We start from the raw sequence: 15,544 nt of genomic DNA on the forward strand, positions 1-15,544 counted from the left end.
TTAAATCATACCCTACAAATTAAAGTATATGGGCTTTTTATTTATGAGCTGTAAATGGGGTTTACAGCTCATAAATTAATCGGCTAAGTCTAGCCTATGGCTCTTCATCACGTTAAGATGGTTTAAACATTAAACAACAAGAACTAAAATGAATGTTAAATAAAACCAATGGACTTATCTATTTTTTAGCCTTTAGTAGCGGCTTTAGTATCATGGGAATTGAGCTTCTAGGGGGACGAATTTTAGCGCCTTTTTTTGGTAGTAGTGTGCATATTTGGGGCAGTATTATTACAGTATTTATGCTGAGCTTATCGTTTGGCTATTTGCTTGGTGGTAAGTTATCGATTAAACGACCCTCTTTAACAAAATACGGCTTAATCTTTTTACTCGCCAGTATTGCCGTACTTCCTATCGCATTGTTTGCTCAACCAATTATGGCGTTTATTTTTACGCACGTTGAAGATAGCCGCTATGGCTCGTTGTTAGCATCAACAGCGCTGTTTTTTATTCCCACGATTATTTTAGGTATGATCTCGCCCTACTCCGTTCGCTTATTGGTCACCGACAGTGAGCACAGTGGTCAAGTGGCTGGCGGTTTGTACTTTGTTAGCACATTAGGCAGTGCGTTGGGCACAATTATTACTTCATTTTATATGGTGTTAGCATTTGACGTTAATGCCATTATCATTGGATTTGCTTCATTTATTGGTTGCCTTGGGTTATTCGCTATTGCATTTGATAAGCTAACAATAAAGGAGCCTGTCTATGCGTAAGCTAACGGTTCGTTGTTTGCTACTTGTTGGTGTAACATTATTTTCAAATGCGTGCATTGCAAAGGTTATTCACAGTGAGCGCTCGCTTTATCGTAATATTTTAGTGGAAGAAACAGGTGATTTACGTTGCTTAAAATTTGACGAAAAAACACGTCAAAGTAGCCAAAGTTGTATGTATAAAAGCAAACCGAAAAAGTTGGTGTTTAACTATACGAAATTAACGTTTGCCAGCTTATTGATGATCGATAACCCAAAAAATGTGTTAATTATCGGCCTCGGTGGCGGTACTTTATCAAATGTAATTCATGAGCTTTACCCACAAGCGACAATAGAAAATGTTGAAATTGACCCTGCAGTGATAAAAGTTGCGCGGGATTATTTTGATTTTAAAGAAAGCGAAAAAGTAACTTCAAAGGTGCAAGATGGCCGTATTTTTATAAAACGTGCGGCACTTAAAAAACAAACGTTTGATTGGATCATTCTTGATGCCTTTAATGGCGACTACATTCCTGAGCATTTACTCACCAAAGAGTTTTTTGAAGAGATAAAAAGTGTTTTAGCTGAGGGAGGAATTGTTGCGGCTAATACCTTTTCATCAAGCAAATTATATGAACATGAATCAGCTACATATCATGCGGTATTTGGTGATTTTATTAATGTAACGACGGCTAAAAAGAGTAATCGGATCATTTTAGCCGGGTTTAACAAAGCCCCGACTAAAGAACACCTTACCGAGCGAGTAAAAAAATTAGCGCCGTTATTAGCCCCGTATAGTATAGATATTGATGCTGTGAGCAAAGGCATGCGCTCAACTAAAAACAACCAAGACTGGCCAAGTGATACAAAAGTACTCACGGATCAATATTCACCCGCCAATTTACTTAATTTCTAACCATAATTTGGGTAAGAGGCTCTTTATGCTGAGGTAATGACCTTAGCTTAGCGAGCCTCTTTTGCTTAAATCTAATTTGAGAATAACTCTTATTGTTGAAAATGTTATTTTGATATAACATAACAAAAGTTATGTTATATCAAAATAATGCAATAGGGATTATGTAATGATTGAAATTAGCCATTTAAGTAAATCGTTCGGCGATAACCACGCACTAAATGATTTATGTTTATCTGTACCTGCAGGGCAAGTTACGTGTTTATTAGGTGCAAACGGTGCAGGTAAAAGTACCACTTTAAATTTACTGTTAAACTTTATTGAACCTGACTCCGGGCGCATGACAATCGATAGTATTGATGTGCAATTAGAGCCTGAAAAAAGTAAGCAAAAATTAGTTTATTTACCAGAGCAAGTAAATTTATTCGAAGAGTTTGATGCAATAGAAAATCTGCATTACCTCGCCTCACTTACAAAGCAATCGACCACAAATGAAGAAATTGCAGCGGCGCTTACCCAAACAGGTTTGCAACAAAGTGCATGGAAAAACCCTCTAAGCAGCTACTCAAAAGGTATGCGCCAAAAGGTGGGTATTGCATTTGCTATTTTACGTAAAGCCAAAGTACTACTGCTTGATGAGCCGACATCAGGGCTTGATCCAAGTGCCACGCGTGAATTTATTAAAATTATTGATTTACTTGCTCAGCGCGGCGCCGCAATTTTAATGGTTACCCATGATTTGTATTGCGCTCATTGTCTCGCAACACAAATAGGCATTATGAAACAGGGTCAACTACGCACTTTACTTGATAATAAAAATCTTTCGCTCGATGACCTTGAAGCTAACTACCACCACATTATTAGCGGTGATGAATTACCACAGCAAGCACAGTCAAAAAATATTAAATCGTCAGAACCTGAACTCGTATAAAAAATAGGATAACAATCATGTGTAGTACCCGTATTTCGCCAATTAATATTGCTTTATTAAGCTGCTTGAGCTTCTCAACGATTGCCTTTGCTGATGATGAGCAAAATAAAGATTCAACATTATTTATTGGTGATGTGATCGAGGTTCATGGTCAAAGTAATGGCGCTAAAGATGTTCAGTTAGTGGGCTCTGTTGATGTAGTTAATCGTGATCAATTACAAAATGAGCATGTAAATATCACTGTGGATTTATTCACTAAAATACCTGGTGTGTATTTCTCGCGCTTTAATCAAGGTGTCGTATCAACAGACGTCGCCATGCGTGGCTTTAATGGTGAAGGGTCGATGCCACATACCAAACTGTTAATTGATGGCATACCGAGCAACTTACATGTTGGTTTAGGCGAAATGGATGCTTTATTTCCGATGGAAGTGGAGTCTATCGAAGTGGTTAAAGGCAACCAAGATGCGCGTTATGGCCTGCATAACTTAGCAGGTAATATTAATATGACCTGCCGTCGTGATGACGCAAAGGAAGTTGAATTTTTGGCTGGTAGTTTTGATACCTATGAAGCACAAGGGTATTTTGGTGATGTAAATAATGGTTTTTCTCAGCATTATTTTATAGGCGTGCGTGATACTAAAGGTTATCGAGATCATAGCGCCCTTGAAAAACATACTTTTTCAGGAAAGTGGTTCTACCAACCAAGCAATAATACAGAGCTTGGTGTTATTGCACGTTACTTTGACTATGAAGCTGATGCCCCGGGTTACCTAACTGAGCAAGAAGCGCATCGTGACTCCACTCAATCTGCCGATTACGCACAAAACGACAGTGGCGATAAACAAACACGTCATTTAAGTATGCATTTAGATCATGCGTTTGACCCTGTATGGCAGTTGAGTGTTAAAAGCTACATACAACAATTTGATCGTCATCGTTATTTACAGTACACAGCATCTTCAGCTCAGCAAGAACGCCTAGAAAAAGATCGTCAATACGGAGCAGTAGCTACATTAAGTGCGACGTTTAGCCCTACTTGGTTACTCAGTATGGGTCTTGATTATCAAGCGCAAGATAACAGTAATGAACGTTTTGTAACGGTAACGAAAGTACGCCAAAAGCAATTTAGAAATTGGGATTTTGACTATAACAATTATGGCGGTTTTACTCAGTTACAGTACAGAGGTGAGCGTTTACTCATTAGTGGTGGCTTACGCTTTGATGGCTTCAGTGGTGATTTGTTCGATGGCATAAGCGAGCAATACAAAACCATAAATGATGAGGGTATTACCCTTCAGCCTAAGTTTAATGTGCTTTACGAGATGACCGATAGACTAAATCTGTTTGCTAATTATGGTGTGAGTTTCCAAGCACCTACAGGCAGCAAAGCCTATATAAATGAGCAAAGCTCAGGGTTTGATTTCTCTAAAAACTATGGATTTGAAACGGGTGCAAAATGGCAGTTATTTGATTGGTTAAATACGCGCTTATCAGTTTGGCAGCAAGACGCCAAAGACGAGTTAACGCCAAAAACGGATGGTTCAGGTGGGTTTGAAAACATCGGCGAAACCAAACGTAAAGGCTGGGATCTCGCATTGAGCGCTGATATCAATACGCAGTGGTCTGGCTTTGCATCGTATACCCGTCAAGAAGCAAAATTGGTCGAACCCGGTGAAGCAAAAATTGCTCAAAAAGGTAATTGGTTATTAGGCGTGCCTGAGTTTACTGCAACGGCAGGGATCATCTACCATCCGGTTAACAAACTTAAAGTGTCGTTGTTTGGTCATTTTCAAGGTGATTATTATGTCAGTAATGTTATCCAAGATAAGCAATACGGTGATTATAAACTAGTTGATTTAGCCTTTGATTATGATTTGGGCTGGGGAAATGCTGGGCTGCGGATCAATAACCTATTTGATAGCTACTCAGATTATGTTTACTTAGTGGGTGATGAAACAATTCACTCTCCTACCGATGGGCGTGCGATTAACTTTAGCGTGTCGTATCGATTTTAAAAGGAATTACTATGTCTCATTTTATTAGTTGGCAAGTGTGCAAGCACGAGCTAAAACAAAAAGTAAAAAATCGCACATTGTGGTTGTTATTTGCACTCATGCAAGTACTGCTCGCGGTGGCGTTGGTAACAAGTTGGCAGCAATACCAACAAAGTAGCAGTTTACAAATTAGCTCACAACATATGGTAGAGCAGCAATGGTTAGCTCAACCCGATCGCCACCCGCACCGGGTAGCGCACTTTGGTCACTTTGCATTTCGCCCGCCCAGCGCGTTGAGCTATTTTGACATTGGTGTGAATAATTGGGTGGGTAACAGTGTTTTTTTAGAAGCACATAAACAAAATAGCGCTAACTTTGCCAATGATAGCCAGGCAAGCTTGCTGCGTTTTTCTGAGCTTTCGGTTGCTAATTTATTACTGTTTGTTTGGCCGTTACTGTTAATAGCATTAGGTTTCTCATGCATTAGCGGCGACCAGCAAAAAGGGACTTTAAAGCAATTGTTGGCCATTGGCGTTAAATTTAATCATTTACTCCTTGGTAAGGGATTTGCTTATTTACTGCTTAGTATTGGGTTTTTACTGCCGGTATTTATTGCCTCGATAATGATAAGTGCGCTGGCTGATGCAGTGCTAAGTGCTGAAGTGCTGCTTCGTATTGGCTTGTTGTTTTTACTGTATTTAGGGTACTGCTTATTTTGGGTTTGTGTGATTTTACTCGTTTCTAGCTTAACCCGTATGCCAAAACACAGCTTAACAGCGTTAATTACCGTGTGGTTTGTGCTATTAGTATTAGCGCCGAGAACACTTGCTGATATTGCCCAACAATTACACCCGCATAAAAGCCGTAATATGCTGGCGTTAAAAGTGCAAACAGACATTCGTAAAGTTGGCGATAGCCATAATCTTAACGACCCACACTTTAATGAGTTTAAACAGCGAATATTAACTCAATATGGCGTTGATACCATTGAGCAACTCCCTGTTAATTATGGTGGCTTAATAATGCAAGAAGGTGAGCGAATTAGTGCTGAAATTTATCAACGTCACTACCAAACACAGCTTGATCAATTTGCAGCACAGCGTGAGTTTATTGGTTACTTTTATTGGCTTAATCCTTACTTAGCCGTACGCGATTTATCAATGGCGATAAGTGGTGCCGATAGCCGACATTTCTTTTCATTTGAGCAGCAAGCTGAGCAACATCGTTTTGAGCGTATTCAACGTTTAAATACAATACACACACAAGAGATTGACCATCATAATGACCGTGAGCAGCGCGTATCTGCATCTTTATGGCAAGATTTCCCTGAGTTTCACTATCAGCCAGCAAGTTTAAGTTGGTCATTAAGCAATAGCTTAACGGCAATACTGGCTTTTGTAGCGGTCATTACTTTATTACTCGGTGTGCTTGTAACACCGAGTGTGCAACGGAGGGCATTTATCCATGCTTAAGTTTGAATTAAAGCGTTTACTATCACCGCGTGCAAATCAAATAAGTTTATTGGTCTTTTTTGTCAGTGCTTTACTAGCGATTTATTTAGGCGCACAAGGTTACAAACAGGTGCGTAAAGATCAAATCATAGCGCAAGTGGTGTTTGATAAAGAGCGAGAGCATATAAAAGCACGTGAGTCGCTACCTGAAATTGGCTCTCTTGCTTATTACGCAAAAGCACCTACTCAATGGCAGCTTTCACCTTGGGCTGCTTTGTTTGTAGGGCAAAGTCAAAATAGCCTCGCGGCGATGAAAGTCAATGCTTTGGCGTTACAGGGGCAAATTTATAACAAAGAGGTGATCAACCCTGAGAAATACCGTGCTGGCGGTTTTGATTTAGGGTTCGTATTAGCCTACATGCTGCCAATTTTGATTGGTGTATTGTGCGTTAATTTACTCAGCGATGAGCGTCAATCGGGGCGTTTTAGATTGCTCAGTGCCTTTGCTGGTAATGCGGCTGTGAAAAGCATGATCCGCGCTTTGTTACTGCGTTTTTATTTAGTCGCAGGGATCATTGTTTTACTGTTTTTAGTTGCAGCAATGCTACTTTCATTACCGTTTGATGGACTATTTATACAAGCCTTAGGACTTAGCCTTGTCTATTGTGCTTTTTGGTTTTTAGTAGCCACTTTGATCATTAGTTTTAATATGAACGGCTTGTTTAATAGTTTGGCATTTATTAGCGTGTGGCTAGGGTTTGCTGTGTTAATTCCTGGTGTTATTCATCTTGTGCTTAACCAACAATTTAATGAGCAGCCCGCACTAAAAGCCAGCATAGAGCAACGCTTAATTTTAAATGATGGTTGGGATCAAGATATGCAAGACTCATTGCAACGCTTTGTTGAGCAATACCCGCAGTACAGCGAAAAAACGCAGTTTAGCGGACGCTTTCATTGGAAGTGGTATTATGCGATGCAACAACTTAGCGACCTTGCTGTTGATCAGCATTGGCAAGATCATTTAACTCAACAACAAGCGCGCTCGAGTAACTTAGCGTTAGTGAGCTGGCTTTCGCCTAATTTGTTGTATCAACAAGCGCTTGATCAATTAGCTGGCAGTGATGCACAGGGTCAACGAGCTTACTTGTTGCAGGTGAGCGCTTACCATCAACAAATTAGAGAATTTATATACCCTTATTTATTTAATGATACAGCGATCACGTCCGAAGACATTGAACGTTTTCCATTATTTAAACCTTCACAGCAAATACAGCCGGCTCAGTTGCAAGGCGTACACTACGGCGTGATGTTGTTACTTGCGTTAGGTGCATTTTGCCTATTGGTTGCAAATACACGTTTTAAACGTTTAACGGTTATATAGCATGATTTAAATAGCGCAGTTGGTACTGCGCTATTTACTCTTTATATTAAATAATTTAACTCTATAAAAATTCCTTCTTCTCATACCGCAACTGCAGTTAACATCCCGTTTAGATATAAAAATTGATGGCTATGAATAATCATCGCTCAATGTTTGAGTAATTTCAAAGTAGAATTCAGCGTTTCAAAGGAGCTTAATACCATGGCGTTACTTTGTCCGTCCCTTTTAGCGCCAACTGAAACTGCATCTTGAGGTGGCTTGGGTATAACAGTACACTCATTTAATGTAATAGGGATTATCTGACTAAAAGCATATGGAGTTATTAGATGTCATTAACACAAATTGCCCGATTTATTATAGGGTTTAGCTGGCTCTATCATGGACTATTTCCAAAACTGTTACACATTGATCCGATTGAAAAAATGATGACAGCAAGTCTTGGTTTTTCGGATGAAATTTCTTATTTAATAACAAAAGCAGCGGGTGTTGGTGAGCTGGTATTTGGCTTAATTTTTATTTTGTTTTATAAAAACCGAACAGTCGTCTGGCTCAATATTGTAGGATTAATTGGGTTGTTATTTTTTGTTATTGTTTTACAGCCACAATTACTTGTTGGCGCGTTTAACCCAGTAACAACGAATATACCGTTAATCGGGTTAAGTTTTATTTTGTTGGAGAGTAAATCAAAACAGCGTTTATAAGTAACCTAAATTGAGCTCAAGTAATAACAGCCTTAGCCGGCTCCTTATGCGCCAAGGCTGTTATTTAATCTTGCGTTATTCTACTGTTGCGTTAAATTTCTCTTCTACACAGCGTTTGTAAGCACCTTCACTTAGGGCAAAATAAGGTGTTTGATAGGGCACTAATTTGCATTCAAAGCTTTTACCATCTGGTCGGTATTGTTTCCAGCTCCAATCCTCGCTCCAATGAATGTTAAGCGCACCTGAGCCATCATTTGTAAAGCTGTCTTGGTTGCTGCAATTGAGCACTTCATTATTATCAATAGGTACATTTAAGTACGCTGCAAATTGCTCGTAATATGCAATACGGTTAAGTGCTTGTGGTTTGTCGTAGCCGTGGCCACATTCAATACCGCCATTAATAATATTAATTGTAGCACCAAAACCTGGGCTAATACCGCGAGCGATATCTGCTTCATTTGGTACCCATGAGCCGTCAACAACCGACATCATGTCTGGTTTTGGTGGCTGGGGATACACAAAGAAAAATACGGCAGAGGCTAAATTAAGCCACGTATCAGCTACTAACTCAGGGTTATTAAGTAGTACATTTACGTCGCCAAACATCGCGTCTGAAAATGGGCCATAATTATAATTGTACGATAATTGTTTTGCACCACGGCCAAAATATTTTAAATATAACCCTTGCTCGTCAGTACCACATGGCCATGTTTGTCCTTGCCATGTTGAGGGTCCGCATGAGTTGTTATAACCACAACCTGCGCTGGTTTCGCTACAGCCAGCTTCACGTATAAAGTATAAGCCTTGGCGCCATTGTGGAATGGCCGAATGCGGATCGTGGCCACCTGTTTCTTGGGTAAAATGAGCAAACATAGTTGCCAGTGCTTTACGGCACACTGCCTCGGCTTGTTGCTCTGAATCATAATCATCACAAAAAGCAGGAAACTTTGCCACCGCTTGTAAAAACTTACGATAGGTATATTCAGGTGCACGTTGAGCAAATAAAAACTCAAAACTGGCTTGATCTAATATCGCTTCTAAGCGCTTAACATTGCGAGGGTTAGCTGCTCTTAGTGGGGTTACAGATTCAACACTTGCATTATCAAGCTTACGAATCGTATTTTTTACTTTGCTAAATAATGGCGAAGATGTTTTTTCAAGCTCGGTGTTTGCCACTAATGCAGGGTTAATAAAATAACCGCCAGCGGGATTTTTTGTAACGCCTGTTTCGTATGGGTCACCTGATGGCGGTGTCACTGGCGGTTCTGCCGGTGGCTGAATCGGTGGATCTATGGGGTCTACTGGAGGATCAATTGGTTCAACTGGTGGGTCTACGGGATCGACCGGTGGCTCAACAGGCGGGGAAACAGTATTATCGCATACAGTTGAGTCAGCTTTCGCAACCCATGCCCCCCATTGTGATGAGCCTGGTTCTTCACCTGGATTGGCCCACCAACGTGCTTTGTATAGCGTGCTTGCAAAGCATACTTCACTGCCAGCGGTATATGAAATTGACTGTTGCCATACATCGTTTGCGGTGCTCTGCCACGGTATAGTAGACAACGCTGTCATCACAGCCAATGTTATAGATTTTTTAATATTCATTGGTCAATCCTTAATGGGGTTAAACGATACATCACCTAGCTATGTGCTATTATAGGCACAATATCTGGTAACAATCAATTAACCTAGTTTACAATTTATTTTATTGTCGGATTATAAAGAGTTTATAACGTAGGAATTAACCACCGTGTAATGTTATCAGCAAGTATTATTCAAATATGGTGGTGGCAGCAAACTAAGAAAATCAGACAGGGTTATTTCATAAACAGACGACAATGGGAGCACAAAGATAAAACATGTCCTGTCTAAAGGGTTTTCTAAGGACGCGAGGGCTTGACTCAATTCTCATTGAGCTAAGCTCTCGCGATTAAATCGCTATCAGAGCTTTAACGTAACAATAAGCGGCTTACTCTACTAACGCAGGCCACAAGGTTGTCCCATCACTATCGATTTTATTGAGTATTTTAATTCCGAGGACTTTGGCTATCAGCGGGTAAATATCAAGATTATTGACTTCATCTAATAATAAGCCTTGTTTAAATGCTGGGCCATTAGCAATAAAAGTTGCAGCCATATCATCAGTGTAGGCATAGCCATGGGTGCCAAGGTAATCTACTTTACCTTTATTTGAAAATACTCGTGGAGCGGTAGTTTGCAAAATAATATCGCCAGTACGGCCATTATTTTGATAATGATATCCCTTACGCTGTGCATCGGTTAGCACAATATAGCGGCCCTTTGCGGCATTCATTAAACGTTCTTTATAAGCTGGAATATCGGCTTTACTGTCTTTATTTGCATAGAAGAGCACGCGTGGGCCAGTATTTTTAACCATAAAGTTTTCATCTTTAGGTAGGCTGCTTAGGGCAATACTTTGCTGTGGTTCAACCGCACTCATACCATGATCAGAAACAATCACTAAATTAATATTAAGCGACAGCTGTGCAATACGTGACTGTAGCTGACCCATTAACTCATCTAACTGATGAACAGCATCTCGGGTTTGTGTTGCATCAGGGCCATATTCATGACCCATGCTATCGACCAATGAAAAATAACTAACAATAAGGCGTGGGCGCTGTGCTTTAGGTAGCTCTAGCCACTGAATCACTTGATCAATACGTTGTTGGTAATCGCTATGTTTTGAATAATGGTAGAAGTAATCAGGGGTCATACCGTTAAAGCGCGCATCCGACTCTGGCCAAAAATAGGTGGCAGATTTTAGCCCTTGCATAGAGGCTAAATTCCAAAGAGGGATGCCTTTGAGCCATGTGCTATCTTTTAATCCTTTGCCCATGCTGTAGCAGTCATTACGGTCACTATCGCAAAAACGATTATCAACAATACCATGATTAATCGGAAGTAAACCGGTTATGATCGACAAGTGATTTGGAAATGTTTTAGTTGGGTACACAGGGCGCATTTTTTTCGCACGTACACCAGATCCCGCCATTTTTGCTAGATTGGGTGCGCTGTGTTTTTCAATATAATCCCAGCGAAAGCCATCAAGGGAGATAAGTACGACAGTATTGTCGGTTTTAGCACTTATAGTTAAGGAGCTAAAAGCTAAAAAAGTTAATAGCAAGAGATGGATGAGCCACTTCATAATTTTTCCGTTCGGTAATAAAAAATTTATAATTGCTGAGTTTAACGATATTTTTTTATAAATATAACGTATTAATTTAGAATTGTTGGATAAAGCTGTTAATTTAAAAAGACTTTAAGAAGGAACTACTATGATCGATTTTACTAAAAAAATAACCCCCGCTCGAGAAGTTCGCTCCACACCTAATTTACAAACTGCGCTTGAAAGCGACCGTGGCCGTATCATTAACAGCGCTGCTATTCGTCGGTTGCAGCAAAAAACGCAGGTTTTTCCATTAGAGCGCAATGCTGCGGTGCGCTCTCGACTTACCCACTCGCTTGAAGTACAACAAGTTGGCCGCTTTATCGTGCAGCGTATTTTTAATTACTTAAGCGATCAGCAGCAGCGTGAGTTTGGTTTAATAGATTTAGAGCGCCCCTTGGAAAGTTTGGTCGAAATGGCTTGCCTGATGCACGATATTGGTAACCCTCCATTTGGACATTTTGGTGAAGCAGCAATTAATCATTGGTTTGACAAGAACCTCACTGCATTGATACCACAGCGCTGTGCAGATCCGCACACAGGTATTGGTGTTATATTTAAGCACTTAGCGCAAGATGTATGTAATTTTGAAGGCAATGCACAAGGTATTCGTATTGTTCATTCACTGCTTGGTCTAAACTTAACGTACAGCCAAACGGCAGGAATATTAAAATACACTCGTCCCGCCACAATGCAAAAAGCAGATATTCCTCAGAGCAAAAATTATTTAATGAAAAAAGTGGGTTTTTACTTTAGCGAAAAAAACTTTGTAGAATCATTGCAAAAGGCACTTGAAATAGACCCACAGTGTCGCCACCCAGCGAGTTACATAATGGAAGCGGCAGATGATATTTCATATTGTCTGGCAGATATTGAAGATGCCGTTGAGAAAGACATTATAAGCGTTGAGTTATTATGCGAAAAACTCAAGCTGCATTATAAAAAAGCGCTAATAAACTTTGCTATTAATGATGGTGAACATCAGCTGATGGTTGAAAAAGCAGTAAATTATGCGTTAGAGAAGGCGGCGCAACAACCCTATAATTTTAATAGTGAGTTTTTTATATATTTACGCGTTTCATTGTTACATCCACTTGTAAATTATGCAGCTAAGCGCTTTATAAACAATATTGAAGCGGTATTTCATGGCGATTTCAATCAAGCACTATTAGAAGATAGAAGTCATTTACATGCGGTAACTAAAACGCTAAAACAGGTTGCTTTAGAACATGTTTTTTCTCATAAAGAAGTTGAAAAACTTGAGTTACAAGGTTATCGCATTATTAATGGCTTACTTGATTGTTATAAGCCGTTATTACAATTAAGCCATGACGATTTTAAACGGGTTACTAAAGGCGACCAACGCTTTTTAATTGAAACTAGATTACTTAAAAAGCTATCTAAAAAGCATTTGAACAGCTATTCACAAGCCATTGACGCAATGCAAGCAGAGCCTGATCATGTATTGGCTTACGAGTTTTATTACAGGTGTAGGCTTATCCAAGACTATATTAGTGGTATGACTGATCAATTTGCTTACGATGAGTATCGCGCGTTGATGGTGATAGAATAAGCAATACGTGGCTAGATTAATTTCTTCAGTGCTATTAAACTGGGGTCATTGTGTTATTTTGCTTTAATAGATTAATGATGACCTTATTTATACGACTTAGCTTATTTTTTTTACTCACTTGTAGTTTTAATAGTTTTGCTAAATACAGTGAAGCTTTATGTATTTTGTATAAGCAGCAAATGCAGCAACATAAAGATAATACAAGTAGCCAAAGTTACCGCAATGCTGCCAGAGACTACAAAAAAAATTGCAGCAAAGCGCCGCCTATCCAAGTTGAAAAACAAGAATCGGCAAAGTCGAATGTAATAGATGAACCGACTTTTCATGCTGATACTTCAGCGACTGTTGAACCAATAGAAGTTTTAACAGAAGAAGTAACACAAACAGTTACTGTAAACCCCCTTGACACTCAAGCGGGTGCAGCTAATAGTGCACAAGCGGAGTCAGTAAATAGCAATGATACATTAGAACAAGTAAAAGATAGCACACCCGCAATTATTGACATAAGTGAAGAGACAAACAATGCAGAAACAAACAATGCAGAAACAGTTGAACCGCTAACCGTTCAAACTGAACCGACACAAGCTGTTGTGAAATATGTCCCCCCCGTTGTTGAAAGTCAACAAACAGAATCAGCATCATTATTAATTCCTACGATGTTGCTTTTAGGTGTATTGTTATTAGCTGCATTTATCGTTTTTCGTATACGAGAAAAAAATAAAGCGACGGTTGAGCCAATAACGCCAGCGCCTGAATTAACTACACCAGTAAAAGCGCCTCAATCTACTATTAAACCAATATCAGTCGAGCCTGTTACAGACACACAAGAAGTCAGTAACTGTGAGCCTGCAATTACGCCTAATGAACCGGTAGAAAAACCTACAGTCAACCGTATTGATCTAACCCAACGTATTTTTAAAAATGAACATGATTTTGAAGAGCCAGAAATTCGCATATTTGATCCTAATGCGCCTTTACCTGGGACTAAACCTATAAAGAGTGAACCAACTAAAGAGCTTATTGAGTCCGATGAGGCGAAGCCAAGTGACACGCCTAGTGAGCGTACTGAAGATACCCAGCCTACCCAGCCGCAAAACATTCACCCTGAAGTTTCAAGCTCACATGAGGTGCCTGTTGCGACAACCGTTGTTGATCCGATTAAAAATGAGCCATTGGTATCCGTTGAAGCTGTTACTGCATTAAATGCTGAGACCGAAAATATGGCTGAAAATGATGAAGTTGCGCAAGCACTTACCGCATTAAACAATGAATTAGTAGCAGAGCAACAAAAAGCAGTTGAAACAAAGGCTTCAACATCGGCTGATCCACAAGCTAAAAAAGCGAACCCATTTGCCAACTTATCTTTAGATCCTACTTGGGCACCTGATTCAAATGAAAAGCCAACAATTGAGCCTAAAAAAATTGTACCAAAATCACCTGAATTAATTGCCGCAGAGGAGCGCGCTAAGCAATTAAAAACGGATGACTAATTTTTAATTACTTGTAAAAATGCAACGGAGGAAGTATTAAACACTTTCTCTGCATTATGCTGATTAGATTCAGGCCTTAATTGTAACTATTAAGGCCTGTTTATCTTTATTAAACATCATGAATACCCGCGCTAGTCCAACTTAAAATCTTGATTTAAGACATCAAGTTGCTTGAGTTTACTTTCAAGTTTATCTATTTTTGACATTGCTACAATGCTAAATATAAAGCCAGCAAGGCCCATCGACATCCCTATAATTCCGAAAATAAAACCTAAGTTTTCCATATAAATACCCTTTATTAACGCGGATCTATTTAATGCTAAATATCACTTTATACGTAAACTGCAGAATTAGCACCTTTGGGTAGGAATGAAAATAGATTGGTCGTTTAAGATATTAGCCTTTTTTTAAAACTGGTATTGAAATTGCTGTATCAGAGGGGGAACACACAACAAGGATTTATTATGTCTTCAATTTCAATGATCAAGGCGATAGCTGGGTATGCAACTATTAACCCAACAGCGGATTACTCTCATACAAGTAGCATCAATAAGCACACAGAATTTTCTCAAAAACTACAGCACGCACAAGCACCTAAGCCGGTTACAATCGACATGGCTGTTAATGTTGCCAATAACCATGAGAACGTGTCTGAACAAGCCAAGGCGCTTTATCAAGATATTAAATATGAAGTTCGTGCTCAGTTACAGAAAAACCCCGATACACGGACTTACGAGCAAGATTTTTATAAGCTGTCGATTCAAGAAATAATGAAAGTCCCTATAAAAGTGGTGATTGAACGAGATGAAATGCGCGAAGCTGCTTTGTTTAATTCCTTAGGGATTGATTTTTTAGCCTATAAAGAACTGGGGCTTCGCCAAGAAATGCTAAGCCTGGCTGAAAATGATATAAAAGAATCTCAGTCATTATTAGCAACAGATAAAGAAGATTTTATTGATGCAATTAAAGGGTTTACAGCGCAGTTGGAAGATCAAAAAAATGCTTTATTAGGAGGCATTGCTCCAGATGAATTGGGAAAAAACTTAGAGGATAGGTCGAGTCCGTGGGCAAAGTTACTTAGTATTGGACAGTAGGAGGGTATCAGTAAGGTTGCTTGCAAAGCGGTTAATCTTTATTAAGCATGAGTGCGGCAACTATCTGCCGCTAC

13 protein-coding genes are annotated in these 15,544 nt (G+C 39.5%); 10 read left to right on the forward strand and 3 right to left on the reverse strand.

What is annotated here, in order from left to right:
* The first annotated feature begins 152 nt into the window (after positions 1 to 152).
* From HJP15_RS01425 to HJP15_RS01455, 7 genes are all read left to right on the forward strand, one after another.
* The gene (locus HJP15_RS01425) at positions 153 to 773 is read left to right on the forward strand and encodes a fused MFS/spermidine synthase (RefSeq protein ID WP_170172892.1); all 621 of its coding nucleotides are present in this window, start codon (positions 153 to 155) and stop codon (positions 771 to 773) included.
* Complete coding sequence (locus HJP15_RS01430) at positions 766 to 1,665, forward strand: spermidine synthase (protein ID WP_170172893.1); 900 nt, start codon at positions 766 to 768, stop codon at positions 1,663 to 1,665. The genes HJP15_RS01425 and HJP15_RS01430 overlap by 8 nt, the downstream gene beginning before the upstream one ends.
* A 166-nt stretch (positions 1,666 to 1,831) precedes the next feature.
* Entirely contained in the window at positions 1,832 to 2,593 is a 762-nt protein-coding gene (locus HJP15_RS01435) for an ABC transporter ATP-binding protein (RefSeq protein ID WP_054203935.1), read from the forward strand.
* A 17-nt stretch (positions 2,594 to 2,610) separates the two neighbouring features.
* Positions 2,611 to 4,611 (forward strand): TonB-dependent receptor, encoded by a 2,001-nt coding sequence (locus HJP15_RS01440; protein ID WP_170172894.1) that lies wholly within the window; start codon positions 2,611 to 2,613, stop codon positions 4,609 to 4,611.
* 11 nt (positions 4,612 to 4,622) lie between these two features.
* Positions 4,623 to 6,062, forward strand: coding sequence for an ABC transporter permease (locus HJP15_RS01445; RefSeq protein WP_170172895.1), 1,440 nt, complete (start codon positions 4,623 to 4,625; stop codon positions 6,060 to 6,062).
* On the forward strand, positions 6,055 to 7,422 hold the full coding sequence (locus HJP15_RS01450) for a DUF3526 domain-containing protein (RefSeq protein ID WP_170172896.1): 1,368 nt from the start codon (positions 6,055 to 6,057) through the stop codon (positions 7,420 to 7,422). The genes HJP15_RS01445 and HJP15_RS01450 overlap by 8 nt, the downstream gene beginning before the upstream one ends.
* A gap of 326 nt (positions 7,423 to 7,748) precedes the next feature.
* Positions 7,749 to 8,123 carry a DoxX-like family protein gene (locus HJP15_RS01455; RefSeq protein ID WP_054203939.1) on the forward strand — a complete coding sequence of 125 codons (375 nt, stop codon included), beginning with the start codon at positions 7,749 to 7,751 and terminating at the stop codon, positions 8,121 to 8,123.
* A gap of 75 nt (positions 8,124 to 8,198) precedes the next feature.
* On the opposite strand, the gene HJP15_RS01460 is transcribed toward HJP15_RS01455, so the two are convergent.
* Both HJP15_RS01460 and HJP15_RS01465 read right to left on the reverse strand, forming a co-directional pair.
* Positions 8,199 to 9,728 (reverse strand): glycoside hydrolase family 19 protein, encoded by a 1,530-nt coding sequence (locus HJP15_RS01460; RefSeq protein ID WP_170172897.1) that lies wholly within the window; start codon positions 9,726 to 9,728, stop codon positions 8,199 to 8,201.
* A gap of 364 nt (positions 9,729 to 10,092) precedes the next feature.
* The gene (locus HJP15_RS01465) at positions 10,093 to 11,292 is read right to left on the reverse strand and encodes an alkaline phosphatase family protein (protein WP_054452563.1); all 1,200 of its coding nucleotides are present in this window, start codon (positions 11,290 to 11,292) and stop codon (positions 10,093 to 10,095) included.
* Positions 11,293 to 11,422: 130 nt separating this feature from the next.
* Here HJP15_RS01465 and dgt point away from each other — a divergent pair, with 130 nt between their 5' ends.
* Positions 11,423 to 12,886, forward strand: coding sequence for a dGTPase (dgt, locus tag HJP15_RS01470; protein WP_054452560.1), 1,464 nt, complete (start codon positions 11,423 to 11,425; stop codon positions 12,884 to 12,886).
* A gap of 77 nt (positions 12,887 to 12,963) precedes the next feature.
* Positions 12,964 to 14,376 (forward strand): hypothetical protein, encoded by a 1,413-nt coding sequence (locus tag HJP15_RS01475; RefSeq protein ID WP_170172898.1) that lies wholly within the window; start codon positions 12,964 to 12,966, stop codon positions 14,374 to 14,376.
* Positions 14,377 to 14,507: 131 nt separating this feature from the next.
* Here HJP15_RS01475 and HJP15_RS01480 read toward each other — a convergent pair whose 3' ends face one another.
* The gene (locus tag HJP15_RS01480; protein WP_167349693.1) at positions 14,508 to 14,660 is read right to left on the reverse strand and encodes a hypothetical protein; all 153 of its coding nucleotides are present in this window, start codon (positions 14,658 to 14,660) and stop codon (positions 14,508 to 14,510) included.
* Positions 14,661 to 14,840: 180 nt separating this feature from the next.
* Between HJP15_RS01480 and HJP15_RS01485 the strand changes: the two genes are divergently transcribed.
* Positions 14,841 to 15,470 (forward strand): hypothetical protein, encoded by a 630-nt coding sequence (locus tag HJP15_RS01485; RefSeq protein ID WP_170172899.1) that lies wholly within the window; start codon positions 14,841 to 14,843, stop codon positions 15,468 to 15,470.
* The last annotated feature ends 74 nt before the right edge of the window (positions 15,471 to 15,544 follow it).

Origin of the sequence: Pseudoalteromonas sp. NEC-BIFX-2020_002 (assembly GCF_013002825.1) — a bacterium.
Lineage (GTDB): Bacteria > Pseudomonadota > Gammaproteobacteria > Enterobacterales > Alteromonadaceae > Pseudoalteromonas > Pseudoalteromonas neustonica.

Coding starts and splice junctions, on each gene's coding strand:
- HJP15_RS01425 (WP_170172892.1), top strand. CDS start 153: ATGTTAAATAAAACCAATGGACTTATCTATTTTTTAGCCTTTAGTAGC.
- HJP15_RS01430 (WP_170172893.1), top strand. CDS start 766: ATGCGTAAGCTAACGGTTCGTTGTTTGCTACTTGTTGGTGTAACATTA.
- HJP15_RS01435 (WP_054203935.1), top strand. CDS start 1,832: ATGATTGAAATTAGCCATTTAAGTAAATCGTTCGGCGATAACCACGCA.
- HJP15_RS01440 (WP_170172894.1), top strand. CDS start 2,611: ATGTGTAGTACCCGTATTTCGCCAATTAATATTGCTTTATTAAGCTGC.
- HJP15_RS01445 (WP_170172895.1), top strand. CDS start 4,623: ATGTCTCATTTTATTAGTTGGCAAGTGTGCAAGCACGAGCTAAAACAA.
- HJP15_RS01450 (WP_170172896.1), top strand. CDS start 6,055: ATGCTTAAGTTTGAATTAAAGCGTTTACTATCACCGCGTGCAAATCAA.
- HJP15_RS01455 (WP_054203939.1), top strand. CDS start 7,749: ATGTCATTAACACAAATTGCCCGATTTATTATAGGGTTTAGCTGGCTC.
- HJP15_RS01460 (WP_170172897.1), bottom strand. CDS start 9,728: ATGAATATTAAAAAATCTATAACATTGGCTGTGATGACAGCGTTGTCT.
- HJP15_RS01465 (WP_054452563.1), bottom strand. CDS start 11,292: ATGAAGTGGCTCATCCATCTCTTGCTATTAACTTTTTTAGCTTTTAGC.
- dgt (WP_054452560.1), top strand. CDS start 11,423: ATGATCGATTTTACTAAAAAAATAACCCCCGCTCGAGAAGTTCGCTCC.
- HJP15_RS01475 (WP_170172898.1), top strand. CDS start 12,964: ATGACCTTATTTATACGACTTAGCTTATTTTTTTTACTCACTTGTAGT.
- HJP15_RS01480 (WP_167349693.1), bottom strand. CDS start 14,660: ATGGAAAACTTAGGTTTTATTTTCGGAATTATAGGGATGTCGATGGGC.
- HJP15_RS01485 (WP_170172899.1), top strand. CDS start 14,841: ATGTCTTCAATTTCAATGATCAAGGCGATAGCTGGGTATGCAACTATT.